19 protein-coding genes, 1 rRNA gene and 1 pseudogene are annotated in these 25344 nt (G+C 72.2%); 5 read left to right on the plus strand and 16 right to left on the minus strand.

The genetic code is table 11. The annotated features are described in order from the left end of the window. Positions 1-20: 20 nt before the first annotated feature. The 4 genes from ald to BFF76_RS01450 all read right to left on the minus strand — a co-directional run bounded on the left by ald (position 21) and on the right by BFF76_RS01450 (position 6016). Positions 21-1136 (minus strand): alanine dehydrogenase, encoded by a 1116-nt coding sequence (gene ald / locus BFF76_RS01435; RefSeq protein ID WP_031099186.1) that lies wholly within the window; start codon positions 1134-1136, stop codon positions 21-23. A gap of 163 nt (positions 1137-1299) precedes the next feature. Continuing rightward, positions 1300-3375 (minus strand): tetratricopeptide repeat protein, encoded by a 2076-nt coding sequence (locus BFF76_RS01440; RefSeq protein WP_065846791.1) that lies wholly within the window; start codon positions 3373-3375, stop codon positions 1300-1302. A 250-nt stretch (positions 3376-3625) separates the two neighbouring features. Further along, the gene (locus BFF76_RS01445; protein WP_031099188.1) at positions 3626-4252 is read right to left on the minus strand and encodes an NUDIX domain-containing protein; all 627 of its coding nucleotides are present in this window, start codon (positions 4250-4252) and stop codon (positions 3626-3628) included. 93 nt (positions 4253-4345) lie between these two features. Continuing rightward, on the minus strand, positions 4346-6016 hold the full coding sequence (locus tag BFF76_RS01450) for a CTP synthase (RefSeq protein ID WP_031099190.1): 1671 nt from the start codon (positions 6014-6016) through the stop codon (positions 4346-4348). Between the two features lie 439 nt (positions 6017-6455). Between BFF76_RS01450 and BFF76_RS01455 the strand changes: the two genes are divergently transcribed. The 3 genes from BFF76_RS01455 to BFF76_RS01465 all read left to right on the plus strand — a co-directional run bounded on the left by BFF76_RS01455 (position 6456) and on the right by BFF76_RS01465 (position 11482). Next, positions 6456-8258 (plus strand): glycoside hydrolase family 15 protein, encoded by a 1803-nt coding sequence (locus BFF76_RS01455; RefSeq protein WP_031099192.1) that lies wholly within the window; start codon positions 6456-6458, stop codon positions 8256-8258. A gap of 96 nt (positions 8259-8354) precedes the next feature. Further along, positions 8355-9752 carry an FAD-binding oxidoreductase gene (locus BFF76_RS01460; protein WP_065846792.1) on the plus strand — a complete coding sequence of 466 codons (1398 nt, stop codon included), beginning with the start codon at positions 8355-8357 and terminating at the stop codon, positions 9750-9752. A gap of 101 nt (positions 9753-9853) precedes the next feature. Next, positions 9854-11482 carry a PucR family transcriptional regulator gene (locus BFF76_RS01465; RefSeq protein ID WP_065846795.1) on the plus strand — a complete coding sequence of 543 codons (1629 nt, stop codon included), beginning with the start codon at positions 9854-9856 and terminating at the stop codon, positions 11480-11482. A 10-nt stretch (positions 11483-11492) separates the two neighbouring features. Here BFF76_RS01465 and BFF76_RS01470 read toward each other — a convergent pair whose 3' ends face one another. From BFF76_RS01470 to BFF76_RS01490, 5 genes are all read right to left on the minus strand, one after another. Further along, positions 11493-12572 (minus strand): glycosyltransferase family 4 protein, encoded by a 1080-nt coding sequence (locus BFF76_RS01470; RefSeq protein ID WP_031099198.1) that lies wholly within the window; start codon positions 12570-12572, stop codon positions 11493-11495. Positions 12573-12746: 174 nt separating this feature from the next. Continuing rightward, positions 12747-14492 (minus strand): DNA repair protein RecN, encoded by a 1746-nt coding sequence (recN, locus tag BFF76_RS01475; RefSeq protein WP_065846796.1) that lies wholly within the window; start codon positions 14490-14492, stop codon positions 12747-12749. An 83-nt stretch (positions 14493-14575) separates the two neighbouring features. Beyond that, complete coding sequence (locus BFF76_RS01480) at positions 14576-15499, minus strand: NAD kinase (protein ID WP_053930876.1); 924 nt, start codon at positions 15497-15499, stop codon at positions 14576-14578. After that, the gene (locus tag BFF76_RS01485; RefSeq protein ID WP_031099203.1) at positions 15496-16311 is read right to left on the minus strand and encodes a TlyA family RNA methyltransferase; all 816 of its coding nucleotides are present in this window, start codon (positions 16309-16311) and stop codon (positions 15496-15498) included. The genes BFF76_RS01480 and BFF76_RS01485 overlap by 4 nt, the downstream gene beginning before the upstream one ends. A gap of 7 nt (positions 16312-16318) precedes the next feature. Further along, positions 16319-16633 carry a hypothetical protein gene (locus BFF76_RS01490; protein WP_053930875.1) on the minus strand — a complete coding sequence of 105 codons (315 nt, stop codon included), beginning with the start codon at positions 16631-16633 and terminating at the stop codon, positions 16319-16321. A 42-nt stretch (positions 16634-16675) separates the two neighbouring features. Between BFF76_RS01490 and BFF76_RS01495 the strand changes: the two genes are divergently transcribed. Beyond that, positions 16676-17023, plus strand: coding sequence for an alkyl sulfatase C-terminal domain-containing protein (locus BFF76_RS01495; protein WP_065846803.1), 348 nt, complete (start codon positions 16676-16678; stop codon positions 17021-17023). 35 nt (positions 17024-17058) lie between these two features. Here the strand turns inward: BFF76_RS01495 and BFF76_RS01500 are convergent, their stop codons facing one another. From BFF76_RS01500 to BFF76_RS01515, 4 genes are all read right to left on the minus strand, one after another. After that, entirely contained in the window at positions 17059-17862 is an 804-nt protein-coding gene (locus BFF76_RS01500) for an ABC transporter ATP-binding protein (RefSeq protein ID WP_031099207.1), read from the minus strand. A 56-nt stretch (positions 17863-17918) separates the two neighbouring features. Beyond that, positions 17919-18977: a FecCD family ABC transporter permease gene (locus BFF76_RS01505; protein WP_031099209.1), complete on the minus strand. Its 1059-nt coding sequence runs from the start codon at positions 18975-18977 to the stop codon at positions 17919-17921. Next, entirely contained in the window at positions 18974-20035 is a 1062-nt protein-coding gene (locus BFF76_RS01510) for a FecCD family ABC transporter permease (RefSeq protein ID WP_078958971.1), read from the minus strand. The genes BFF76_RS01505 and BFF76_RS01510 overlap by 4 nt, the downstream gene beginning before the upstream one ends. A gap of 91 nt (positions 20036-20126) precedes the next feature. Then, positions 20127-21155, minus strand: a complete 1029-nt coding sequence (locus tag BFF76_RS01515; protein WP_031099214.1) for an HAD hydrolase-like protein — start codon at positions 21153-21155, stop codon at positions 20127-20129. A 72-nt stretch (positions 21156-21227) separates the two neighbouring features. Between BFF76_RS01515 and BFF76_RS01520 the strand changes: the two genes are divergently transcribed. Continuing rightward, positions 21228-22508, plus strand: a complete 1281-nt coding sequence (locus tag BFF76_RS01520; RefSeq protein WP_065846798.1) for a DUF1015 family protein — start codon at positions 21228-21230, stop codon at positions 22506-22508. Positions 22509-22651: 143 nt separating this feature from the next. On the opposite strand, the gene BFF76_RS01525 is transcribed toward BFF76_RS01520, so the two are convergent. The 3 genes and pseudogenes from BFF76_RS01525 to rrf form a co-directional block, all read right to left on the minus strand. After that, on the minus strand, positions 22652-23446 hold the full coding sequence (locus tag BFF76_RS01525; RefSeq protein ID WP_065846800.1) for a tetratricopeptide repeat protein: 795 nt from the start codon (positions 23444-23446) through the stop codon (positions 22652-22654). Between the two features lie 546 nt (positions 23447-23992). Continuing rightward, a pseudogene (locus tag BFF76_RS34800) lies at positions 23993-24952 on the minus strand (hypothetical protein); the annotation flags it as partial. A gap of 147 nt (positions 24953-25099) precedes the next feature. Next, a 5S ribosomal RNA gene (gene rrf, locus BFF76_RS01535) occupies positions 25100-25216 on the minus strand. Positions 25217-25344: the final 128 nt, after the last annotated feature.

Consider the following 25344-nt stretch of genomic DNA (forward strand, 5'->3'; position numbering starts at 1 on the left):
TGACGGAGGGGGTTGACAGCTCAGCCGAGAAGCGTGGTCAGTTCGACGTGGTCGAGACCGTGCGCCTCTGCCACCTCGCGGTAAACCACCTGTCCGTCATGGGTGTTGAGACCCCTGGCGAGCGCGGCGTCACGGCGCAGGGCGTCGGCCCAGCCCCGGTTGGCGAGCTCCAGGATGTAGGGCAGCGTGGCGTTCGTGAGGGCGTAGGTGGAGGTGTTCGGCACCGCGCCCGGCATGTTCGCGACGCAGTAGAAGACCGAGTTGTGCACCGTGAAGGTCGGCTCGGCGTGCGTCGTCGGATACGAGTCCTCGAAGCAGCCTCCCTGGTCGATCGCAATGTCGACAAGAACACTTCCGGGCTTCATCTTGGCGACGAGCTCGTTGGTGACCAGCTTCGGCGCCTTCGCGCCCGGGATCAGCACGGCGCCCACGACGAGGTCGGCCTCGACGACGGCCTTCTCCAGCTCGAGGGCGTTGGAGACGACCGTCCGCACCTTCGTACCGAAGACCTTGTCGGCCTCGCGCAGCTTGTTGATGTCCCTGTCGAGCAGCGTGACGTGGAAGCCGAGCCCTACGGCGATCTGCGTGGCGTTCCAGCCGGAGACACCGCCACCGATGACGACGGCCCTGGCCGAGCCCGTGCCGGGAACTCCGCCGGGGAGCACACCGCGCCCGCCGACCGAGCGCATCAGGTGGTAGGCGCCGACCTGGGGGGCGAGGCGGCCGGCGACCTCGGACATCGGGGCGAGCAGCGGAAGCGCGCGGGTCGCCGTCTCGACGGTCTCGTACGCGATGGCGGTCGTGCCCGACTCGAGCAGGGCGTCCGTGCACTCGCGGGAGGCGGCGAGGTGCAGATATGTGAAGAGCGTCTGGCCCTTACGGAGGCGGTGGTACTCCTCGGCGACCGGCTCCTTGACCTTGAGCAGCAGATCGGCGGCGGCCCAGACCTCGTCGGCGGTGGGCAGGATCCGCGCACCGGCGGCGACGTACTCGGCGTCCGGGATGGACGAGCCCTCACCGGCGTGCTGCTCGACGAGGACCTGGTGGCCGTGGCGGACGAGCTCATGCACTCCGGCAGGGGTGATCGCCACCCGGAACTCGTTGTTCTTGACTTCGCGGGGGATGCCGACCTTCACGTCGATCACGGTCCTTGGCTCGGAGAGTCGCTCGGGCATAACGGGTGATACCCGCATGTACTAAGCATAAGGGGAGACACCGCGGGGATGTGCGGCAGAGCCATCATTAATGAAGGACTTCTCGCTGTCCAGCCTTACAAAGCATTAAGTTTTCATCGAAGCGCTACGGATTTCGCAGGTCTGGCTCTTCCTGTTCAGCGTCCTGCGCCTCTTCACCCAGCAGCCTGTCGGCCGCCGCCCTGTGCAGCCGGGCCGCCGCCGGGTCCCCCAGCCGGTCCAGGGTGTCGGCCAGCCTGAGCTCCAGCGCGGCCTGGAGGCGCACGTCACCCGCCCTGCGGGCCAGGTCGACCGCCTCGCGGCAGGTGTGCAGCGACTCCTGCGGCCGGCCCGCGTACTCCTGCACCCGCGCCGCCTCGCTGAGCGCACGCGCCTGGCCCGGGACGTCCCCGAGCCTGCGGTGGCCCGCCGCCGCCGCCCGCCAGTTGCGCAGGGCCTCGCCGTAGCGCCCGGCGTACGTGTGGACCGCTCCCAGCCGGCCGTACAGCCGCGCCTCGTCGGCCCTCTCCCCCTGGCCGAGACGCTGTGCGAGCGCGCGGCCGTACCAGTCGGAGGCCCGGTCGAAGTCCCCCAGCTCGGCGTACGCGCCGCCCGCGGATTCCATCGCCCTGCCGGTCGCGTAGAGGTCGTTGGCCGCGCGTCCGGCGTCCAGCGCCGCCCGGTAGCGGGCCAGCGCCTCCCGCGTACGGCCGGTCCTGGCGTCCAGGTCGGCGAGGTTGAGCAGGGCGGCGGCCTTCTCACGGGGCAGATCGCGGCGCTCCGCCACGTCGAGCACCAGCCCGTGCAGCCCGTACAGCACGGGAGCGGCCTCCTCGGTGCCCCGGTGCACGGCGAGGGCGCGGACGAGCGCGGCCACCAGCCGGCGGGCGAGGGTGTCCAGGTCACCGTCGCGCACCGCGGCAGCGGCAGCGGCCAGCAGCGCCGGCTCACGGATGCGGAGCCACTCGGCGGCGGACTCGGGATGGGGGAAACGCAGCGAGCGCGGCAGCCCGGCGAGCCTGCGGCGGGCCGGGGAGTCCTCGGGATCGGTTACCGCGCGGCATGCCTGGAGCCGGCGCACGGTCCGCTCCAGCATCCTGGCCCGGGCCAGCTGGATCTCGGCGGGCCGCTCCCGCTCCTCCAGCAGCGCGCGCACCAGCGGGGCGAGGCAGCCGGGGACCTCGTACTGCGGCAGCTCGGCGCCGTTCGTCCTGAGCAGCCCGAACCGGACGAAGTCGTCCAGGGTCGTCCGGGCGGCCGAGACCGAGCATCCGGCGAGCGCGGAGGCGGTGTGGGCGTCGGCCAGACCTGCGGGGGCGAGCGCCAGCAGTCGCAGTATTCCGGCGGCCACCGGTGGGAGCGAGTCATGGACCAGTCGGACGGCGCGGGCCAACGGCCTGTCCCCGGATGGCAGTTCGGGGTCGGTCCGCTGCTCACGCAGCCGCTTGGTGACATCGGCGACCGAGGCACCTGGCCGGGCGGCGAGCCAGCCCGCGACCAGGGTCAGCGCGGCGGGCTGCCCCCCGCACTCCTCCGCGAGCGACTCGGCGGTCCGCGGATCGACGGTGATCCGGACCTGGCCGATGGTGCGGGCGAGCAGTTCCACGGCGGAGCCCGTGTCGAGACCGCCGATGGTGCACGGGCGGACGCCGGGGATCCCGGTGAGGGGGCCGGTGGCGGTGGCGACGACCAGGCAGTCCGGGTTGTCGGGCAGCAGCGGATCGACCTGTTCGGCGTCCACCGCGTCGTCGAGCACGATCAGGGCGCGGCGTACGGCGAACGCCTCGCGGACCATCTCGGACAGCTGGTCCTCGTCGGCGCCGGGCGGGGCAGTGACGGACAGCAGGTCCAGGAGGGCGCGCGCGGTGCGCTCGGCGGGGACTCGGGCGCCTCCGGGTTCCGTGAGCGAGACCCGGAAGACACCGTCGGGGTAGCCACCGGGTTCCCGGAGCCGTCGGGCGAGTTCGGCGGCGAGCGCGGTGCGTCCGGATCCGGGCCGTCCGGCGATCAGGAGGACCCGGGCGCGGGCGGCCTTGCGGCCGGCCAGGGTGTCCAGGCCCGCGCGCCCGATGTCCTCCTGAAGGGCTTTCAACTCTCTTTGCCGACCGCAGAACTGAGGTGACGTCACATTTGGCGGCCCCTGGGCTCCCGCGGTCCCCGCAACTCCGCCCGGGCCGTTGGTGTCCACCGCCTGATGGGTCACGGGCCACGCTCCACTTCGCTGCACGCGGTTGCCCGCCGGAAGTCCGGTCGGGGCCTTCCGAGCGTAGTTCAGTGGTGCGGACGATCATGGCCGAGCGTGGCGGACGCGTCCCTCGATCGGATCTGCGTTTCGTACGATCGGCGTACAAGCGGACCGGTGCCGGCCGTCCCGTCACGGCCGGACCGACGAGACGGACCGGCCGGACGGATCGGGCCGAACGGATCAGGCCGGACGGATCAGGCCGGACGGATCAGGCCTCGAACGGCCGCGCCGGCCACGGCGCCTCGGCCGGGCGAAGCGAGTCCACCCCGTCGCCCGCGAGCACCGCGGTGAGCGACAGGACGCCCACGACCAGGCAGTTGTTGTGCAGATCGCCGGCGAGCACACCCCGTACGAGCTCTTCGAGCGGGACCCGCGCCTGCTCCATGTCCGCCTCCTCCTCGGCGACCGCGAAGCGCTCGCCCTCCGCCTCGGAGAGGTCCCGGGCGAGGAAGACGCGCACGGCTTCGTCGCAGCCGCCGGGCGTGGTGTAGACGTCGGTCAGCACCCGCCAGTCCTCAGCCTTGACGTGGGCCTCCTCGTAGAGCTCACGCTGGGCGGCGTGCAGCGGGTTCTCGCCGGGGATGTCGAGCAGCCCGGCCGGGATCTCCCACAGCTTGTGGCGCACCGGATGCCGGTACTGCCGCAGGACGAGGACGCGGCCGTCCGCGTCGAGCGCGAGCACGGCCACCGAACCGGGGTGCACCTGGTAGTCGCGGCTGTGGACGCTGCCGTCGGGCATCACCACGTCGTCGGTGCGGACGCTGGTCTTGTTGCCTGTGAAGGGGGTCACTGTCGCGGTGACCTGCCACTCCTCGGGCGTGTCCTGGAAACCCATGTACGTCCTCCCACGAACAAACAGAAACCGGGGCACGCATCCCGTGAAGGATCCGTACCCCGGTCAACCGTATCGCCTCGGAGCCGGACGCTCCTACGCGTCGGCGCCTGTCCCGTGCGCCGCGACCTTGCGCTCCACGGCGGCCTTCACCAGGCCGGCGAAGAGCGGGTGGGGGCGGGTCGGGCGCGAGCGCAGCTCAGGGTGCGCCTGGGTGGCCACCAGGTAGGGGTGGGTCTCACGCGGGTACTCGACGTACTCGACGAGCTTGTTGTCCGGGGAGGTTCCGGAGAAGACGAGTCCGGCCTTCTTCTCGAGCTCCGCGCGGTAGCCGTTGTTGACCTCGTAGCGGTGCCGGTGGCGCTCCTCGACGTACGGCTCACCGGCGTAGGCCTCGCGGACGAGGGAGCCCTCGGCGAGCTTCGCCGGGTACAGGCCGAGCCTCATGGTGCCGCCCAGGTCGCCGGCGCCCTCGACGTAGGCGAGCTGCTCCTCCATCGTGGAGATGACGGGGTGGCCCGTGGCGGCGTCGAACTCGGTGGAGTTGGCGTCGGGGATGCCGGCGAGGTTGCGCGCGGCCTCGATCACGATGCACTGCAGGCCGAGGCAGAGGCCGAGCAGCGGCACCTTGTTCTCACGGGCGTACTGGATGGCGCCGACCTTGCCGACCACACCGCGCTCGCCGAAGCCGCCGGGGATGCAGACGGCGTCGACGTCGCCGAGCTGCTTCTGCGCGCCGGCCGGGGTCTTGCAGTCGTCCGAGGCGACCCACTTGACCTTGACGCGGGCCTTGTTCGCGAAGCCGCCGGCCCGGATGGCCTCGGTGACCGAGAGGTAGGCGTCGGGCAGGTCGATGTACTTACCGACCAGGGCGACGGTGACCTCGTGGTCGGGGTTGTGGACCCGGTCCAGCAGGTCGTCCCAGGTGGTCCAGTCGACATCGCGGAACGGCAGGTCCAGCTTGCGGACGACATAGGCGTCCAGGCCCTCGGTGTGCAGCACCTTCGGGATGTCGTAGATCGACCGGGCGTCCTTGCAGGCCACCACCGCGGTCTCGTCGACGTCGCACATCAGTGAGATCTTGCGCTTGATGGCGGTCGGGACGTCACGGTCGGCGCGCAGCACGATGGCGTCGGGCTGGATACCGATGTTGCGCAGGGCTGCGACGGAGTGCTGGGTGGGCTTGGTCTTCAGCTCGCCTGACGGGCCGATGTAGGGCAGCAGCGAGATGTGCACGACGAAGACGTTGTCGCGGCCGACCTCGTGGCGGACCTGGCGGACCGTCTCCAGGAAGGGCAGCGACTCGATGTCACCGACCGTGCCGCCGACCTCGGTGATGACGACGTCGACGTCGTCGGTCGCCATGCGCCGGATGCGGTGCTTGATCTCGTTGGTGATGTGCGGGATGACCTGGACGGTGTCGCCGAGGTACTCGCCGCGCCGCTCCTTGGCGATCACGGTGTTGTAGACCTGGCCGGTCGTGACGTTGGCCGAACCGTCGAGGTCGACGTCGAGGAAGCGCTCGTAGTGGCCGATGTCCAGGTCGGTCTCGGCGCCGTCGTTGGTGACGAACACCTCACCGTGCTGGAAGGGGTTCATCGTGCCGGGGTCGACGTTCAGATAGGGGTCGAGCTTCTGCATGGTGACCCGCAGGCCACGTGCCTTGAGCAGGGCACCCAGGCTGGAGGCAGTCAGACCCTTGCCGAGGGAGGAGGCGACACCCCCGGTGACGAAGATGTGCTTGGTCGTCGTGGATGTGGGCTGCATAGCCAAAGGGGGCTCCCGTGGTCGCGATCGTGAGGTGCGTACCGGCATGCCGTGCGGAGGATTCCAGCAGGCGCCGTCGCTGCGGTTCGGGGGCCTCGTCCACTGTCGGGACGACCACCGGTCCACGGGCTACCAGGGTAACAGCGACGGGAGGAGGCCGCTTCCGGCCATGCCCTCTCCCCCGTCACCACAAGATCATCACGTCCGTTTCAGGTCCCACCCATTCGCCCATGACAGGCTGCGGACAACCGGTGGACAGTCGCGCGGATCTTCCAGGTGCGTCGTATCCTGCTCGGACACTCGCTGCCGAGTTGGCCGGCCCAGCGGCTCCACCCCAGCCCGCTCACCCGCGCAAGAGCTCGTCGGTTCTACTACAACGACCCCTTGACCAGCAGTAAGCGCCCTGCGGGGCGACATGGCCGTTCGACTGGAGACGCACGTGGCCGGGCGCATCGAGGATTACGCACTCATCGGAGACATGCAGACCGCAGCCCTGGTCTGCCGGGACGGCACAGCGGACTGGCTGTGCCTCCCACGCTTCGATTCACACGCCATTTTCGCCGGACTTCTCGGCACCGAGGAGCACGGTTTCTGGCGGCTGGGACCCGCCCGTCCCGAGGGGGCGGAGCCCCCGGCGGCGGACCGGCGCCGCTACCGCGGCGACTCACTCGTCCTGGAATCGGAGTGGGACACCCCCCGGGGCACGGTCCGCGTGACCGATTTCATGCCGCCGCGTGACGGTGCCCCCCAGCTGATCCGCATCGTGGAGGGCGTGAGCGGGCGGGTTTCGATGCGCTCCGAACTGCGGATGCGTTTCAGCTACGGGCGGGTCACCCCGTGGGTGCACAAGGTCGACGGCCGTACGGTCGCGGTCGCGGGCCCCGACTCGGTGTGGCTGGACACGGAAGCGGACACGTACGGCCAGAATCTGACGACGTACTCCGACTTCACCGTCTCCCCCGGCGACCGGATCGCGTTCACCATCAGCTGGCAGCCCTCGCACCACGAGCCGCCGAGTGTGCCGGAGCCCGAGTCGTCCCTGGAGGCGACCGAGAACTTCTGGCGCGAGTGGGTCGAGCAGTGCACGTACCACGGCCCCTACCGTGAGGCCGTCGTCCGCTCGCTGATCACGCTGAAGGCGCTCACCTACGCGCCGACCGGCGGCATCGTCGCGGCCCCGACCACCTCCCTGCCGGAGGACATCGGCGGCTCGCGGAACTGGGACTACCGCTACACCTGGCTGCGGGACGCGGCGATCACGCTCTCCTCCCTGTTGCGCACCGGGTACCGCGAGGAGGCGCGCGCCTGGCGCGAGTGGCTGCTGCGGGCCGTCGCGGGAGACCCGGAGAACCTGCAGATCATGTACGGCATCGCGGGCGAGCGGGAGCTCGGCGAGGCGGAGCTGGACTGGCTGCCCGGATACGAGAACTCCGGCCCGGTCCGGGTCGGCAACGGCGCGGCGAACCAGCTCCAGCTCGACGTGTACGGCGAGGTCACCGAGGCGCTGCACCTGGCGCACATGACGGGCCTGACCCGCAACGACTACGCGATGGGCCTCCAGCTCAAGCTGATCGAGTACCTGGAGAAGCACTGGGAGGAGCCCGACGAGGGCATCTGGGAGGTGCGCGGACCGCGCCGGCACTTCGTGCACTCCAAGGTGATGGCCTGGGTCGCGGTGGACCGCACCATCAAGCTGATCGAGTCGGGGGACGCGGAAGGACCGCTGGAGCGCTGGCACCAGCTCCGGGACGACATCCACCGTGACGTCTGCGAGCGGGGCTACGACCCGGAGCGCAACACCTTCACCCAGTCCTACGGGTCGAAGGAACTGGACGCTTCCCTGCTGCTGATCCCTCAGATGGGCTTCCTGCCCCCCGACGACAAGCGCGTCATCGGCACGATCGAGGCGATCCAGCGGGAGCTGTCCACGGAGGACGGATTCGTCCTGCGCTATCCCACCGAGGGCGACGACGCCGGCGTCGACGGCCTCGAGGGTGACGAGGGCGCGTTCCTGGCCTGCTCGTTCTGGCTGGCTGACGACCTGGCGATGATCGGCCGGGTAGACGAGGCACGCCGGCTCTTCGAGAAGCTGCTGTCCCTCCGCAACGACCTCGGTCTGCTGGCCGAGGAGTGGGACTCGAGGCTCCAGCGCCAGGTGGGGAACTTCCCGCAGGCGTTCAGCCACGTGCCGCTGATCGACACGGCCCTGCGGCTGACGGCCAGCGGGGCGTACGCCGGCTGATCCCTGAGGGCGTGACAGGACTCTGCGGAACGGCCGATGTCCACGGCCGGACCTACGATGGAAGGGTCCTGTCACGCCCTGCGAAGGGGGCACAGCATGACGCCCCGAACGTCTCTCCCGGATGCCGCTCTGACCGGCCTCCGCTCCGGTTTCGCCGGGGAGGTCCACGCTCCCGGCGACCCGGGCTACGACGAGGCCCGTACGGTCTTCAACAGCATGATCGACCGCAGACCCGCGGTGGTGGCGCAGTGCGCCTCCGAGGCGGACGTCGCGCGGGCGCTCGCCCTCGCCCGTGACCGGGAGCTGGAGGTCGCGGTGCGCGGGGGCGGCCACAGCGTCGCGGGCATGGCCCTGAGCGAAGGCGGTCTGGTGATCGACCTGCGCCGGATGCGCGGGGTGAGCGTCGACCGGGACGCCCGGTCGGCCCGCGTCGGCGGCGGTGCCGTCATGAGCGACCTGGACCGGGCCACCCAGCCCCATTCACTGGCCACCACGGGCGGGCGGGTCTCCACCACCGGCGTCGGCGGCTTCACCCTGGGCGGCGGCTCGGGTTGGCTGGAGCGCAAGTTCGGACTGGCCTGCGACAACCTTCTGGCCGCCGACGTGGTGACCGCGGACGGCGGCACCGTGCGAGCGAGCGCCGACGAGAACCCAGAGCTCTTCTGGGCGCTGCACGGCGGCGGCGGCAACTTCGGTGTGGTCACCTCGCTGACGCTGCGGCTGCACGACCTGCCGGCGATGAGCATGGTGATGGTGCTCTTCCGCCCCGAGAACGGCCCCGAAGCGGTTCGTACGTACCGCGACGTGATGGCGACCGCCCCCGACGAGGCCGGCGGCGCCTGCATCTACATCACCGGGCCGCCCGAGGAATGGGTGCCCGAGGCCCTGGTGGGCCGTCTCGTGTGCGCCGCCCTGATCACCTTCGCCGGTACGGAGGCGGAGGCCCGTGACGTGGCCGCGCCCCTGCTGGCGCTGGATCCCGAGGCGGCGGTCATCGACACGGTTCCCTACGCGGACCTGCAGTGCATGCTCGACGACCCGCCCGGCATGCGGAACTACTGGTCGGCGGAGTATCTGAGCGGTTTCCCCGACGAGGCGGTGGCGGCCTTCTGCGCGGATGCCGCCACGATGCCCGTGCCCACGAACACCCAGCATGTGCTGTTCCCCATGGGCGGCGCGGTCGCGCGCGGGCCCGCCGACTATCCGCTGCCCTGGCGCTCCTCCCCCTGGGCCGTGCACCCCTTCGGCGTCTGGGAGAGCGAGGCGGACGACGAACGGGTCAGGCGGTGGGTGCGCGGGGTCCGCGCCACGATGATGCCGTGGGCGAACGGCGCCGTTTACCTCAACTTCATCGGCCGCGAGGGGCAGGAGCGGGTCATGGCCGGGTTCGGCGAGGACGCCTACGAGCGGCTGTCCCGCGTCAAGGCGCGGTTCGACCCGGACAACGTGTTCCACCTCAATCACAACGTCAAGCCCGCGGTGGCCATGGTGTGACGAGCCCCGGCCGGGCCCGGTAGCTTCCTGACCGGGGCCGTTCGCGCCTCACGACGGAACGGGCGCGCGGGCGCACGAGTGGAAGCACGAGGCCGGAGCCGGTGGAGACAGAGGGCGGGATCACCGTGCGGCGGGCGCTGGACCTGCCGGGACTGCGCGGAGGGCTCCCGGAGGTACTGACCTGTGCGGAACGTCTGGACCGTACGGTGCGCTGGGTGCACGCCGGTGAGGCGCCGAACATCCCGGCCCTCCTCAAGGGCGGGGAGCTGCTGCTCACGACGGGGCTGGGCCTCGGGTCACGGCCCGCCGACCAGCGCGCCTTCGTCCGCAAGCTGGCCGACCGCGGCATCGCCGCTCTGGTCGTGGAGCTCGGCCCGCGCTTCAGCAGGCTGCCCGCGGCGATCGTGGACGCGGCGCGGACGGCGGGGCTGCCGCTCGTCCAGCTGCACCGCGAGGTGCCGTTCGTAGCGGTGACCGAGGAGATCCACACCGAGATCGTCAACGGCCACTACGCCCTGCTCCAGCGGGCGGAGGAGGTTCACCGGCGGTGTACGCAGGCGGTGCTGGGCGGCGGCGGGGTGCCTCAGGTCCTGGGAATCCTGGCGGACTTCGCCGCGAACCCGGTCTTCCTGGAGACTCCGGACGGCCGGCTGCTGTTCGCGGCGGGCAGCGGGACCGCCCCGGCGGGCGCCGATCCGCTGCAGGTCTGGGAGGGCCTGCGCGGAGCACGCGCGGCCCGTGAGGCTCCACCGGCCGACGCCGTCCTGGTGGAGGTACCGGGAGGCGGGCACGGGACCGGTTCCGTACGGGCCAGGCTGGTCCTGCTCGCGGTGTCGGGCCCGCTGGTGGCGGTGCACCGGATGGCGGCCGAGCGTGCGGCGGGCATCCTGGCGGTCGTGCTGATGCAGGCCCGCCAGGAGGAGGAGGTGGCGGCGCGGGGACGCGGCGACTTCCTCACGGATCTCGCCGAGGGCCGGATCGCTCCCGAGGACGCCCCCGCGCAGGCCGGGGTGCTGGGATTCAGGCCGGGGGGCGATCCGCTGCTGCCTGTGGTGATGCGGCTCGCCCCCGAGTCGGCGCCCGCGGGCAGCTGGGCGCTGCTGGCGCGGGCCGTGACGGAGGAGCTCTCGGCGGTGGGCGCTCCGGTGCTCGTAGGAGTGCGCCCGGTGGAGGGCCGGGTCCCGCTGCTGCTGGCGCTGCGTCCGGGGACCACGCGCGCGGTGCTCGCGGACCGGGTGGCGGCGGCGCTGCGGGCCGGGGCCGTACGGGCGGGCCTGGAGCGGGCCGGGGACCGTACGCCGGTCGTCGTGGTGGTCGGGGCCGCGGGCGGCTGGACCGCGGCGGGCGCGGGGCTGCGGCACGCGGCGGAGGCCTCGACGGCCGCGCAGGGGCTCGGGGAGCGCCCCTGGCACGACGCGCGCCGCCTGGACATCGACCTGCTGCTGTGGCGGCTGCGGGACCATCCGGATCTGGCGTCCTTCGTCGGCCGGGCGATCGGACCGCTGCTCGAACACGACCGGACCTCGCGCCCCGCGCTGCTGCCGACTCTGGAGGCGTACGTCGCTCACGCGGGCCGCAAGGCGGAGGCCGCGCGCGAACTGCATCTGAACCGGCAGACGCTCTACAACCGGCTGGCGCGGATCGGCGAGCTGCTCGGCACCGACCTGGACGACCCGCAGTCGGTACTCGCCCTGAGCCTGGCCCTGCGGGCCCGCCGGCACACCCGCTGAGGGCCGGGGCCTAGGCCCGGCCGGCTGTCAGGGGCTGGGCCAACTCGTCGTACACGGAGAGCACATGGGCGATCGCCTCGTCCTCCGTGGGCCAGCTCGCGGCCTTGGCGCGCCCCGATTCGGCGAGCCGCTCCCGCCGCCCGGGGTCGTCCAGCAGCCGCACGACGGCACCGGCCAGTGCTCCGGCGTCCCCGTACGGAACGAACTCGGCCGCGTCACCCGCGAGTTCCGGCAGGCCGTCGGCGCGGGCCGCGACCAGCGGGACACCGAGACGGAGAGCCTCCTGGGCGAGCAGCGACCCTCCCTCCCCCCGGCCGGACAGTACGGCGATGTCGGCGGCGGCGAGGAGGTCACCGATGCCGTCCGAACCTCCGGCAAGGACGGCGGGCAGCCCCTCCGCCGCGATCCGGCGCCGCACGGCACCGGCCCGGGGTCCCTCACCCACGACGGCCAGCAGCGGCACCGGGTCGAGCGCGTCCCACCGGCGCGCCGCGTCCAGCAGTGTGTCGTGCCCGTGCTGAGCCACCGATACCAGTAACGGCCTTCCGACTGCTCCCAGTTCGGCACGCGTCTTGCCGTCGTCGGGAGTGCCGCGGAAGCGGCCCGTGGGAATCGCGGCCAGTGCGAGCCGGGCGTCCCTGGCCCCCCGGCGGCGGGCCCGGTCGACCAGTTCCCACGAGGTTCCCAGCACGACCGCGGCCGCACGGGCGGCCCGTCGCTCCAGCAGACGCAGCAGCCTGCCGCGGGCACCCTCGGCGTGGGCGCGGGTGTGCCAGGTCACGACCAGCGGGATGCCCTGCCCGCTGAGCGCGAGCCCCGCCCGTACGGCGGCGTGCAGCCCGTGGGCGTGGACGATGTCGGCCCCGGTGCAGGCGGTACGGAGAGCCGCGACGGCCGCGGGGTCGCTGCGCCGGGGCACCGCGACGAAGCGGGCGCCGGTCGCGGGCAGTCCGTGGGCGCGGCCGGAACCTGCCGGGGCGCAGACGGTGACCTGCACACCTCTGGCGACCAGACCTGCGGCGAGCGAGCTGACACGAGCGCTGCTTCCGGCTCCGCCGCCCAGGACTTGGACCGTACGCAGCTGTGACACGTTGATTGGCTCCCGGGGCTCCCGAGTCGGCGGTATGTACAGCGTCAAGGATGCCAGTCCGTACGCCTGTTCCGGCACTGACGAAACGTTGTTCCCGTCCTCGCGCCGAGAGCGGGACGGCCCGCCCCACTCGTACGAGTGAGGCGGGCGGCGCAGGACTGACGCCGGTGGCCGCTATCCGTCGGCGCGCGCGGCCTCCAGCAGCTCTTCGGCGTGGGCCCGGGCGGTCTCCGAATCCTCCTGCCCGGCGAGCATCCGGGAGAGTTCCCGCACCCGGTCCTCGCCTTCCAGGACCGTGACGCCGCTCCTGGTCACCGATCCGTCGACGGTCTTCTCGACCAGCAGCTGCCGGTCGGCGAAGGCCGCCACCTGCGGCAGGTGGGTGACCACGACGACCTGCGCTGACCTGGCGAGCTTCGCCAGCCGCCGGCCGACCTCCACGGCCGCCTTGCCGCCGACACCGGCGTCGACCTCGTCGAACAGGTACGTCGGCACGGGGTCGGAACCGGCGAAGACCACCTCGACGGCGAGCATCACCCGGGACAGCTCACCGCCCGAGGCGCCCTTGGCGATCGGCCTGGGCTGGGCACCGGGGTGCGGCGCCAGCAGGAGCTCCACCTCGTCGGCGCCGGACGGCCCGTAGACCACGTTCCGGCCCCCGATCTCGATGCCGGACGCCTCGTCCGGCGCCTCCGTCTGCCCGATGGCGAAGGAGACCCGTGCGTGCGGCATCGCGAGCGACGCCAGTTCCTGGGTGACGGCGGCGGCGAAGCGCGCCGCCGCCTCCGTCCGCGCGTCGGTCAGCTCCTGGCCGAGGACGGAGAGCTCGGCGCGCAGCGCGTCGCGTTCCGCCGTCAGTTCGCCGATGCGGTCGTCGTCGCCCTCCAGCTCGGTCAGCCGGGCGGAGCCGTCCCCGGCCCAGGCGAGCACGCTGGTGATGTCCTCGCCGTACTTGCGGGTGAGCGCGGTGAGCGCGGCACGCCGCTCCTCCACGGCGGCGAGCCGCAGCGGGTCGGCGTCGAGCTGGTCGGCGTATCCGGCGAGCTCCCCGGCGACGTCGGCGAGCAGGATCGAGATCTCGCCGATCCGGTCGGCGAGCGCGGCCAGCGCCGGGTCGTGCGCCCGTACGGCGTCCAGGGACCGTCCGGCGGCGGCGACCACCGTGGTGGCGTCCACGCCCTCCTGGTCCTCCGGATCGCCCACGAGCGCCGTGTGGGCGAGGGCCGCGGCCGAGGCGAGCGCCTCGGCGTGACCGAGCCGCTCGGCCTCCGCGGCGAGTTCGGTGTCCTCCCCGGGCAGCGGCTCCACGGCGGCGACCTCTTCCAGGCCGAAACGCAGCAGATCCGCTTCCTGGGCGCGTTCCCTGGCCCTGGTGGTCAGCTCGTCGAGCTCCGTGACGACCGCGCGCAGCCGCCGGTAGGCCGCCGCGTACTTGGTGTGGGGCACGTCGACACCGCCGCCGGCGTACCGGTCGAGGGCCTGGCGCTGCCGTGCGGGCTTGAGCAGGCCCTGCTGGTCGGTCTGGCCGTGTACGGCGACGAGTTCGTCGGCGAGCTCGGCGAGCACTCCCACGGGCACGGACCTCCCCCCGAGATGCGCGCGGGAGCGCCCTTCCGCCGAGACGGTACGGCTGATGATCAGCGCCCCGTCCTCGATCTCGCCCCCGGCCTCCTCGGCGCGCACCGCCGCCGCGTCGCCCGGGGACACCGTGATCCGCCCCTCGACGACCGCAGCCTTGGAACCGATCCGCACCAGGGCGGGGTCGGCGCGCCCGCCGAGCAGCAGCCCGAGGCTCGTGACGACCATGGTCTTGCCCGCGCCGGTCTCACCCGTCACCGCGGTGAAACCGGGTGACAGCTCCACCACCGCGTCGTCGATGACTCCGAGCGACCGTATCCGCATCTCCTCCAACACGGACATGACCTTACGAGGTCCGGCGCCCGGTGTGCGACGGACCCCGGTGACCGGTTCACTCCCGCGGGTGTGAGCAGCGGTCCCGGGAGTCAGTGCGGAGCGCCCCGCCAGCCCTGCACGGGCAGCGCGAACTTGGCCACCAGCCGGTCGGTGAACGACGCCTGGTGCAGCCGCGCCAGCCGTACGGGCACGGCGCCGCGCCGCACCTCCACCCTGGCTCCCGCGGGCAGCTCGACGGTCCGGCGGCCGTCGCACCACAGCACACCGTGCGGGGTGTACTGCTGGACCTCGACGGCGAGCACCGAGTCGGGCGAGGTGATCAGCGGCTTCGCGAACAGCGCGTGGGCGCTGATCGGCACCATGAGAAGCGCCTCGACCTCCGGCCAGACGACGGGGCCGCCCGCCGAGAAGGCGTACGCGGTAGACCCCGTCGGGGTGGCGCAGACGATCCCGTCGCAGCCGAAGCCGGTCACGGGGCGGCCGTCGATCTCCAGGACGACCTCGAGCATCCGCTCGGGCGAGACCTTCTGGACCGCGGCCTCGTTGAGCGCCCAGTCGGTGTGCACGACGTCGCCGTTGCTGTGCACGACGACGTCGAGCGTCATCCGCTCCTCGACCTGGTACGCCCGGGTGACGACCCGGTCGACGACCTTGTCCAGGTCGTCGCGCTCGGCCTCGGCGAGGAAGCCGACCCGTCCGAGGTTGACGCCGAGCATCGGTACGCCGGAGGCGCGGGAGATCTCGGCACCGCGCAGCAGCGTCCCGTCCCCGCCGAGCACGATCAGCAGTTCACAGCCGTCCACGGCCGCGGGCGTCGCGTCGCTGACCGTCTCGACGGACGGCGGCAGCGGCAGGTCCGCCGCCTCCACGGCCAGCACCCGGACGCCCAGGCCGTTCCGCAGCAGGCCCTGGACCACGAGCTCCGCGCTGCGGATCGCGGCCGGGCGGCCGGTGTGCGCGAGCAGGAAGACGGTGCGTTCCGCGTTCCCTGGTTGTGCCGCATGCGTCGTCAACGGGGCCCCTCCGCCACTGCACGGTCGACATCCGCGGGATCCAGCTCAGGTGCGCCGGCCCGCAGCCACAGAAAGTACTCGACGTTTCCCGACGGGCCCGGCAACGGGCTCGCCGTCACACCCTGGACGCCGAGGCCCAGCAGTCCGGCCCGGCGCGCCACCTCCCGTACCGCTTCGGCCCGCAGTTCGGGGCTGCGGACCACTCCGCCGCTGCCGAGGCGCTCCTTGCCCACCTCGAACTGCGGTTTGACCATGAGCACCAGGTCGGCGTCGGGCGCGGCGCAGCGCGCGAGGGCGGGCAGCACCAGGCCGAGCGGGATGAACGACAGGTCGCCCACCACCAGGTCCACCGCCTCGCCGTCGATCTGCTCCAGCGTCAGCTCCCGTACGTTGGTACGGTCCTTGACGGTGACGCGTTCATCGGACTGCAGGGACCATGCGAGCTGCCCGTACCCGACGTCCACGGCCACGACATGGCCGGCGCCGGCCCGCAGCAGCACATCGGTGAAGCCACCGGTCGAGGCTCCCGCGTCCAGTGCCCGCCGGCCCTCGGTCTTCAGCCCCAGGGGCACGAAGGCGGCGAGGGCGCCCGCGAGTTTGTGCCCGCCGCGCGAGACGTACTCGGGGTCGCTGTCGTCCTTGACGACGACGACGGCCGCGCTGGTCTCCACCTGGGTGGCGGGCTTGGTCGCGGTGTTCCCGCCGACGGTCACCCGCCCCGCGGCGATCAGCTGGCTCGCGTGCTCGCGCGAGCGGGCGAGCTTGCGGCGTACCAGCTCGGCGTCGAGGCGGCGACGTGCCACTCCTGCCACTTCTCGTTCAGCTCCTGTTGTCGTGCGCGGGCGTCGGTGCGGGTGCGGGCCGTACGTCCAGCGCGGTCAGCTCGTCGCGCAGCCCACGGTGTACATCCTCGTACACCTCGGTGTGGCCGTCGGCGGCGAGGTGGTCCGCGTCGGCCAGCCGCTCCAGCCGCGCGTCCACACCGGCGTGGCCGGTGGGGGTGCGTGCGACACCGAGGGGTGTGGGCGGGGCGGGGTCGAAGGAGGGCACGGGAGGCACGGCGGGCGCCGACGCGGCCGCTTCGTCCGCCTCGTCCCGCTGCGCCGTGTCCGGCCCCGGCATCCAGTCGCTCATGCGGGAACGCTACCCCGAAGGGCCGGTGTACCGTCGGTGACGATGGCGACCATGGCGGAGTGCCGCAGCGCACTCGACACACTTTCCGACAATCTGGCGGGGGCCGACGGCGACGTACGCCGTGCCGCCGACCTCGACCGCTCGCTGAGCTGCCACATCAGGGATCTCGACGCGACGTTCACCGGACGGCTGGCGAACGGCCGGATCACGGTGCTGGACACGCATGACGGCCCGCCCCGTGAGAAGGCCGAGATCAGGCTCGCGATGACCGGCGACGACCTGGTGGCCATGGTCGGCGGCGACCTGAACTTCGCGAAGGCCTGGGGGTCGGGCCGGGTGCGGCTGGAGGCGGGCTTCCGCGATCTGCTGACGCTCAGGTCCCTGCTCTGAACGGGGCGGGCCTCCGGCTCTGAACCGGGCGGGCCTCAGACGGACGCCCGGGTGCGCTTTCCGCGGGCTGCCGGCACCACCAGCGGTGTCCCCGTCTCGGGGTCCTCGATGACCTGGCACCGCATCCCGAAGACCTCCTCCACGAGCTGCGCGGTGACGACGTCGCCGGGCGCGCCCTCGGCGACGACCACCCCCTCGCGCATGGCGATCAGGTGGGTGGCGTACCGGGCGGCGTGATTGAGGTCGTGCAGGACGGCGACGAGGGTGCGGCCCTGTGTCTCGTGGAGTTCGGCGCAGAGGTCGAGCACGTCGATCTGGTGCTGGATGTCGAGATACGTCGTCGGCTCGTCGAGCAGCAGCAGCGGGGTCTGCTGGGCCAGGGCCATGGCGATCCAGACCCGCTGGCGCTGGCCGCCGGACAGCTCGTCGACGTAGCGGTCGGCCAGCTCGCCGACGCCGGTCGACTCCATGGACTCCTTCACGATCCGCTCGTCCTCGGGCGACCACTGGCGCAGCAGGCCCTGGTGGGGGTAGCGGCCGCGCGAGACGAGGTCGGCGACGGTGATCCCGTCGGGTGCTATGGAGGACTGCGGCAGCAGGCCCAGCGTCCTGGCGACCTTCTTCGCGGGCATCCGGTGGATGGACCGCCCGTCCAGCAGGACGTCTCCGGCGCTCGGCTTCAGCATCCGGGAGAGGGCGCGGAGCAGGGTCGACTTGCCGCAGGCGTTGGGGCCGACGACGACCGTGAAGGAGTTGTCGGGTATCTCGACCGAGAGGTTCTCCGCGATGATCCGCTGGTCGTAGCCGAGGGTCACGGAGTCCGCGGTGAGGCGCTGCATGGTCGTACTCCCGGAGTCTGTGGGTGTGGGCTGCGAGCTGTCCGGTGTGCCCGGCTTCATATGCGTCCTGCCCTGCGCTCGGACACGAGGAGCCACAGCAGGTAGCAGCCGCCGAGTACACCGGTGACGACGCCCACGGGGAGCTGGCGGTCCCCGAAGGCGTTCATGGCGGTCCAGTCGGCGACGAGCAGCAGGGCGGCGCCCGTGGCGGCCGCGGCCGCCAGGTTCGGGCCGGACGCGCGGGTGAGGCGGCGGGCGACCTGCGGGGCGCTGAGCGAGACGAAGACGATGGGCCCGGCGGCGGCTGTCGCGACGGCGACGAGCAGCACGGCGCAGCTCAGGAGGACGAGGCGGGTGCGTTCCACCCGTACGCCCAGGGCGTGTGCGGCGTCGTCGCCCATCTCGATCATGCGCAGCGCCCGCCCGTGGCCGAGGACCAGGGGGATCAGGACACAGCAGACGGCGAGCAGCGGCCAGACCTGGGCCCAGTCCCGGCCGTCCAGCGAGCCGGTCATCCAGACGACGGCACGGGTGGCGTCGACGAGGTTGGCCTTGGTGATCAGGTAATGCGTGGTGGCGGTGAGCATCGCGGCGGCGCCGATGCCGACGAGGACCAGCCGGTAGCCGTGCACCCCGCGCTTCCAGGCCAGCAGGTAGACGGCGGCGCCCGTGAGCAGACCGCCGACGACGGCGCCCGCCGCGACCTCGGTGGGTCCGCCGTGGAAGAGCACGATCACGATGAGCGCGCCGACCGCGGAGCCCTGGCCGAAGCCGAGGACGTCGGGGCTTCCGAGCGGGTTGCGGGAGACGCTCTGGAAGACGGCGCCTCCGACACCGAGCGCGGCGCCGACGAGGAGCCCCACCAGGACCCTGGGCAGCCGCAGTTCGGTGACGATGAACTCCTGCTGGAAGGTTCCGTCACCGAACAGCGTGCTGACGACCTGGCCGGGGGACATGGCGTAGTCGCCGCTGCCGATCAGCACCACGGCGGCGAAGACCGCCGCCGCGACCAGCAGCACGATCACTGCGGACGCCCGCGCGTCCACGCGGAAGGAGAGCCCGCCTGCCGTCCGCACGGCGCGGACCGTCCTCGTGGTGTCCTGCGCGGCCTTCACAGCTGGGCCATCCTCTTGCGGCGTACGAGGTGGATGAAGACGGGCCCGCCCAGCAGCGCCGTGACGATGCCGACCTGCAGCTCGGAGGGGCGTGCGACGACCCTGCCCACCACATCGGCGCCGAGCAGCAGCACGGGTGCGAGCACGGCCGCGTAGGGCAGGATCCACCTCATGTCCGGGCCGGTGATGGTGCGGACCAGGTGCGGGATCATCAGCCCGATGAAGACGATCGGCCCGCAGGCGGCGGTCGCCGCCCCGCAGAGCAGGGTGACGGCCACCATCGCGAGGACGCGGGTACGGGTCAGATGCGCGCCGAGCGCCCTGGCCGTGTCGTCGCCCATCTCCAGCGCGTTGAGCGGCCGGGCGATGAGCAGGGACAGCACGACGCCGAGCGCGATGAACGGCCACACCTTGCCGACCGTCTCCGTGTTCGCGGAGGCCAGCGACCCGACGGTCCAAAACCTCAGCCGGTCCAGCGCCGCCGCGTCGAGGAGCTGTACGGCGTTGACGTAGCCGAAGAGCGCCGCGGTGACCGCCGTGCCGGCGAGCGCCAGCCGTACGGGGTTCGCGGACCGGCTGCCGCCGAGCAGGTAGACGGCGACGGACACGATCGCGGCGCCGCCGAACGCGAACCAGACGTACCCGGTCAGCGAGGTGACGCCGAGGAAGGTGATGGCCGAGACGACGGCCGCCGCGGCGCCCGCATTGACACCCAGCAGGCCGGGCTCGGCGAGCGGGTTCCGGGTCAGCGCCTGCATCACCGCGCCGGCCAGCCCCAGCGCCGCCCCGACGATCAGCCCCAGAACGGTGCGCGGAACCCGCACATCCCGTACGAGGACATCGCCGCCGGTGCCCGAGTAGTGGAACAGGCCGTGCCACACCTCGGAGAACGGCAGGGCCTTGGCACCGATCGCGATACTCGCGAGGCACACCAGCGCCAGCACCGCCACGGCGGCCAGGAGGCCCGCGGCCCGTACCGCGTGGCGCCCGGCACGCCGGCCGGTGTCCGGCGTGGCCGGGCGGCCGGAATTCGATTCGGGGGGACTCTCTACCAACACCTGGTTAGGTTAGCCTGTCCTGCTGTTGGATCAACGCCCGTGTTCCCCACCGCCCGGGGCCGGCTCCTCGTACCGCGCCCGGTCCGGCTTCCTACAGAGCCAGGGAGGCCACGGCCTTGTCCGCGTCCAGCCCGCACACACCCTGACCGGCGTGCGTCCACGCCGCCCCGCACAGGGCCCGCAGTCCGTCGATCCCGTCGCCCTCGCCGTCCAGTACGAGTGCGTCCCCGCGCACCGCGGCCGTCCAGCCGCCGCAGCGGAATCCGCCGCCCTCCTCGGACACCTCGGGCTGTCCGGTGAGCAGCCCCCGCAGGTCCCGGTCCACATAGGTCGGGCGGTGCTCGGGTCGGGCCGCGATCAGCTGCGCCGCGTCGGTCACCCCGGTGAGGACGAGCAGCGAGTCGACCCCGCCGTTGAACGCGCCCTCGATGTCCGTGTCCAGCCGGTCCCCGACGACCAGCGGCCGCTCCGCCCCGGTCCGCAGCACGGTCTCACGGTGCATCGGCGGCAGCGGCTTGCCCGCGACCTGCGGCTCGGCACCCGTCGCGATCCGTACGACTTCCACCGCCGCGCCGTTGCCCGGAGCGATCCCACGGGCGCCCGGAATCGTCAGGTCCGTGTTGGACGCGAACCACTCGGCGCCGCGCGAGATCGCGTACGCCGCCTCGGCGAACCGGCCCCACGCGAGATCGGGCCCGCCGAACCCCTGGGCCACGGCGACCGGACCGTCGTCCGCCGACTCCACCGGCACCAGCCCGCGCTCGCGCAGCGCGACCCGCAGCCCTTCGCCTCCGACCACGAGCACCCTTGCCCCGGACGGCAGCTGATCGGCCATCAGCCGGGCCACCGCCTGCGCCGACGTGATCACATCAGCGGGTTCGGCCGGCACCCCGAGCTCCGTCAGGTGCTCCGCCACGGCGTCCGGCGTCCGCAGCGCGTTGTTCGTCACATACGCCAGGTGCATACCGCCCGCGCGTGCACTGCCCAGCGACTCGACGGCGTGGACGATGGCATGCCCGCCCGCGTACACCACCCCGTCGAGGTCGAGCAGGGCCGTGTCGTACGCCTCGCTCAGCGCGACGCTGCTCCCGAGCGGCCGGAACGTGTGCTGATGACTCATATGCCTGTGCTCCTCTTTCCATGCCTCTCCCCCGATCATCGCCCATCACGGGAGCGCACTTACCATGCACGGATGAACACATCCGGGCCCGCCTCCGGTCAGGGACTGCGGCTGATCCCCTTCCGCGGGCTGCGATACGTCCCCGAACGGGTCGGCAGCCTGGCGGCGGTGACCTCACCTCCGTACGACGTCGTCGTCCGGCCCGACGGCCTCCACCACCTGGAGTCAGCGGACCCGCACAACATCGTGCGGCTGATCCTCCCGCAGGCCGGCACGGCCACCGCACGCCACCGGCAGGCCGCCGACACTCTCAAGCGCTGGCTCGCGGAGGGTGTCCTCGCCCCGGACCCGGTGCCCTCGCTCTACGTGTACGAGCAGCGGGCCTGCGGCGTCCTGCAACGCGGTGTGATCGGGGCACTCGCGCTCTCCCCCGCGCAGGAGGGTGTCGTGCTCCCGCACGAGGACGTCATGGCCGACGTCGTCGAGGACCGCGCCGATCTGATGCGCACCGCGGCCGCCCACCTCGAACCCCTGCTCCTCAGCTACGCGGGGGACGGCGGGCCGAGCGGAGCGACGGCCGTGATCGAACGCGTGGTGAAGCGGATCCCGCTGCTGACCACGAAGACCGAGGACGGTTTCAGCCATCGTCTCTGGGCCCTCACCGATCCCGCGGAGCAGGCGGAGGTCGAGTCCGACCTGTCCCACCGCCAGGCGCTGATCGCCGACGGCCACCACCGCTGGGCCACCTACCTCCGGCTCCAGAAGGAGCAGTCCTCCCCCGGGCCCTGGGACTTCGGTCTCGTCCTGCTCGTCGACACCACCCGCTATCCACTGCGGGTCCGCGCCATCCACCGGCTGCTGCACCGCCTCCCGGTCGGCGATGCGCTCCGTGCCCTCGACGGCCGCTTCCGCGTACGCCCCGTCGACGGTCCGCTGCCCCGGGCACTCGACGTCCTCGCGGAGGCCGCCGCGGAGGGCAATGCCTTCCTTCTCGCGGGCGACGGCCGATTCCATCTCGTCGACCGGCCGGACGAGCAGCTGCTGGCCCGCACGGTCCGTGCCGACCGGCCGGCCGCCTGGCGCTCGCTCGACGCGACCGTGCTGCACTCCACGCTCCTCGACGACGTGTGGCGGATTCCCGACGCCCCGGAGCACATCGCCTACATCCACGACTCGGCGGCGGTGGTCGAACAGGCGGAGCGGCACGACGCCACCGCGGTGCTGATGCATCCGGTGAGCGAGGACGTCGTACGGGATCTCGCCAGGCAGGGCGTCACGATGCCCCGTAAGTCGACCTCGTTCGGCCCGAAACCGGCCACGGGGCTGGTCCTGCGCAGTCTCGGCACCGGCTGAGACGGGGCCGGGCCCGGGGCGATCGGTGATCGGCCGTTCGGCGCTTCGGCCCTCCGGCCGTAGCGGCTTGCCGGACCCGGGAACGCAAAAAGGGCGGCACCCCCGGGGGTGCCGCCCTTTCCGTGACCGTGCTTCAGCGGCGGTCAGGCCTTCGCGGGTCCATCGACGTCGTCGTCCTGCTCGTCGACTTCCTGCTCGTCCTGGCCGTCGTCCTGGCCGTCGTCCTGGTCGTCATCGTCCAGGCCGTCCGCGTCATCGGCTTCGGCGACGACCGCTGTGTCGTCGATCGCGGCCGTCGGGGCGGGCTGCTCGTCGTCATCGCCGAGCGCGTCGACGAAGTCCACACCGTCAAGTTCGGCCAGCCGGTCGGACGCGTCGGTCGCCCCGTCCTTGTCGGCCTCCAGGGCCTTCCCGAACCACTCACGGGCCTCGTCCTCGCGGCCGGCTTCCAGGAGTGCGTCGGCATAGGCGTAACGCAGGCGCGGCGTCCACGAGTGGACGGCGTTGGAAGCGAGCTCAGGCCCCTGCAGCGTGACGATGGCAGCGTCGATCTGCCCCATGTCCCTGCGGGCTCCGGCGGCGACCAGGCGCATCTCGACCTGTCCGGCCTTGTCCAGCTTCTGCACCTCGGGCTCGCCGGCCATGTCCATGGCGCGCTCGGGGCGTCCGAGTCCACGCTCGCAGTCGGCCATGACGGGCCACAGCTCGACGGAACCGGTCATCCGACGGGACGCCCGGAACTCGGCCAGGGCCTCGGCGTACTTCTGCGTCGCGTACGCCGCGAAGCCGGCGGCTTCACGCACCGCAGCGACGCGTGACGCCAGACGCAGGGCGATACGGGAGTACGCGTACGCCTGCTCGGGGTCCTCGTCGATCAGACGGGCGACCATGACGAGGTTCCGTGCAACGTCCTCGGCAAGGGTCTTCGGCAGGCTCATCAGCTCCTGACGGACATCCTTGTCGATCTCGTGACCGGTGACGTCGTCCGGGATCGGAAGCCGCTTGATCGGCTCACGGTCCCGGTCCTCGCGGCCCTGGTAGCCACCACGGTCGTCCCGGCCGCGGAATCCGCCACGGTCGTCACGACGGTCGTTGTCACGACGCGGCGCACGGTCACGGTCGCCACCGCGGCTGTCGTCGCGACGGAAGCCGCCACCGCCGGTGCTGCCACCGCGGTTGTCGTCACGACGGAAGCCGCCGCCGGTGCTGCCGCCTCGGCTGTCGTCGCGGCGCGGAGCGCGGTCGTCGCGGCGCTCGAAGCCGCCACCGCTGGGCCGGCCACCACGGTCATCGCGCTGCTGGCCACCGCGGTATCCACCACGGTCGTCATCACGGCGCGGAGCACGGTCGTCACGACGGAAGCTGCTCGGCCGGTCGTCGTCACGGCGCGGACCGCGATCGTCGCGACGGAAGCCGCCGCTGGAACCGCCACCACGGCTGTCGTCGCGACGGAAGCCGCCACCGCCGGTGCTGCCGCCTCGGCTGTCGTCACGACGGAATCCGCCGCCGCCGGTGCTGCCGCCTCGGCTGTCGTCGCGGCGCGGAGCGCGGTCGTCGCGGCGCGGAGCGCGGTCGTCGCGGCGCTCGAAGCCGCCACCGCTGGGTCGGCCACCACGGTCATCGCGCTGCTGGCCACCGCGGTATCCACCACGGTCGTCATCACGGCGCGGGGCGCGGTCATCGCGACGGAACCCGCCACCGGTGCCACCGCCACGGTTGTCGTCACGACGGAACCCGCCGCCGGTGCTGCCGCCTCGGTTGTCGTCGCGGCGCGGAGCGCGGTCGTCGCGGCGCTCGAATCCGCCACCGGCGGGCCGGCCACCACGGTCATCGCGCTGCTGGCCACCGCGGTATCCACCACGGTCGTCATCACGGCGCGGGGCGCGGTCGTCACGACGGAACCCGCCACCGGTGCCACCACCACGGTTGTCATCACGACGGAAGCCACCGCCGGAACCACCACCACGGTTGTCGTCACGGCGCGGAGCACGGTCATCGCGACGCTCGAAACCACCACCGGCGGGCCGACCGCCACGGTTGTCGTCACGACGGAACCCGCCGCCGGTGCTGCCGCCTCGGTTGTCGTCACGGCGCGGAGCGCGGTCGTCGCGGCGCTCGAATCCGCCACCGGCGGGCCGGCCACCACGGTCATCGCGCTGCTGGCCACCGCGGTATCCACCACGGTCGTCATCACGGCGCGGAGCACGGTCGTCACGACGGAACCCGCCACCGGTGCCACCACCACGGTTGTCATCACGACGGAAGCCACCGCCGGAACCACCACCACGGTTGTCGTCACGGCGCGGAGCACGGTCATCGCGACGGAAGCCACCGCTGGGGCGGTCGTTGTCGCGTCGAGGTGCGGACGAACGGTCGTCACGGCCACCTCGGAAGCCGCCCCTGTCACCGCCGTCCCGGCGACGCGGCTCGCGCTCCGGACGGTCGTCGGAAGAGTTGGTGGACATGGGGGTGACTCCTGTCATCGGGTACCACAGACATTCTCGCGCAGCCGACCATCCGACGCGCTTCGGAAAAACAAAAGGGCCCTCGGCCCCAGCATGAACGCTGGGACCAAGGGCCCTTGAAAGATTGTTCGGCGGCGTCCTACTCTCCCACAGGGTCCCCCCTGCAGTACCATCGGCGCTGAAAGGCTTAGCTTCCGGGTTCGGAATGTAACCGGGCGTTTCCCTAACGCAATGACCACCGAAACACTAACGGCCACTTCGCAATGCGAAGTATCGGCACTTAGCGAACAAGCACACTTTTCAGTTTAAGTTAGCTGTTCAACCAGCACGACTGTTCGTGGCCTGGGAACAACACAGTGGACGCGAGCAAC

Source organism: Streptomyces mutomycini (assembly GCF_001700505.1).
Taxonomy (GTDB): domain Bacteria; phylum Actinomycetota; class Actinomycetes; order Streptomycetales; family Streptomycetaceae; genus Streptomyces; species Streptomyces mutomycini.

Bases quoted from the DNA above. Each gene is read 5' to 3' on its own strand.
- BFF76_RS01445 (WP_031099188.1), bottom strand. From the start codon at position 4,252: ATGGGTTTCCAGGACACGCCCGAGGAGTGGCAGGTCACCGCGACAGTG.
- BFF76_RS01490 (WP_053930875.1), bottom strand. From the start codon at position 16,633: ATGAGCGACTGGATGCCGGGGCCGGACACGGCGCAGCGGGACGAGGCG.
- BFF76_RS01495 (WP_065846803.1), top strand. From the start codon at position 16,676: ATGGCGACCATGGCGGAGTGCCGCAGCGCACTCGACACACTTTCCGAC.
- BFF76_RS01525 (WP_065846800.1), bottom strand. From the start codon at position 23,446: ATGAGCCTGCCGAAGACCCTTGCCGAGGACGTTGCACGGAACCTCGTC.
- recN (WP_065846796.1), bottom strand. From the start codon at position 14,492: ATGTCCGTGTTGGAGGAGATGCGGATACGGTCGCTCGGAGTCATCGAC.
- BFF76_RS01515 (WP_031099214.1), bottom strand. From the start codon at position 21,155: ATGAGTCATCAGCACACGTTCCGGCCGCTCGGGAGCAGCGTCGCGCTG.
- BFF76_RS01500 (WP_031099207.1), bottom strand. From the start codon at position 17,862: ATGCAGCGCCTCACCGCGGACTCCGTGACCCTCGGCTACGACCAGCGG.
- BFF76_RS01520 (WP_065846798.1), top strand. From the start codon at position 21,228: ATGAACACATCCGGGCCCGCCTCCGGTCAGGGACTGCGGCTGATCCCC.
- BFF76_RS01460 (WP_065846792.1), top strand. From the start codon at position 8,355: ATGACGCCCCGAACGTCTCTCCCGGATGCCGCTCTGACCGGCCTCCGC.
- BFF76_RS01450 (WP_031099190.1), bottom strand. From the start codon at position 6,016: ATGCAGCCCACATCCACGACGACCAAGCACATCTTCGTCACCGGGGGT.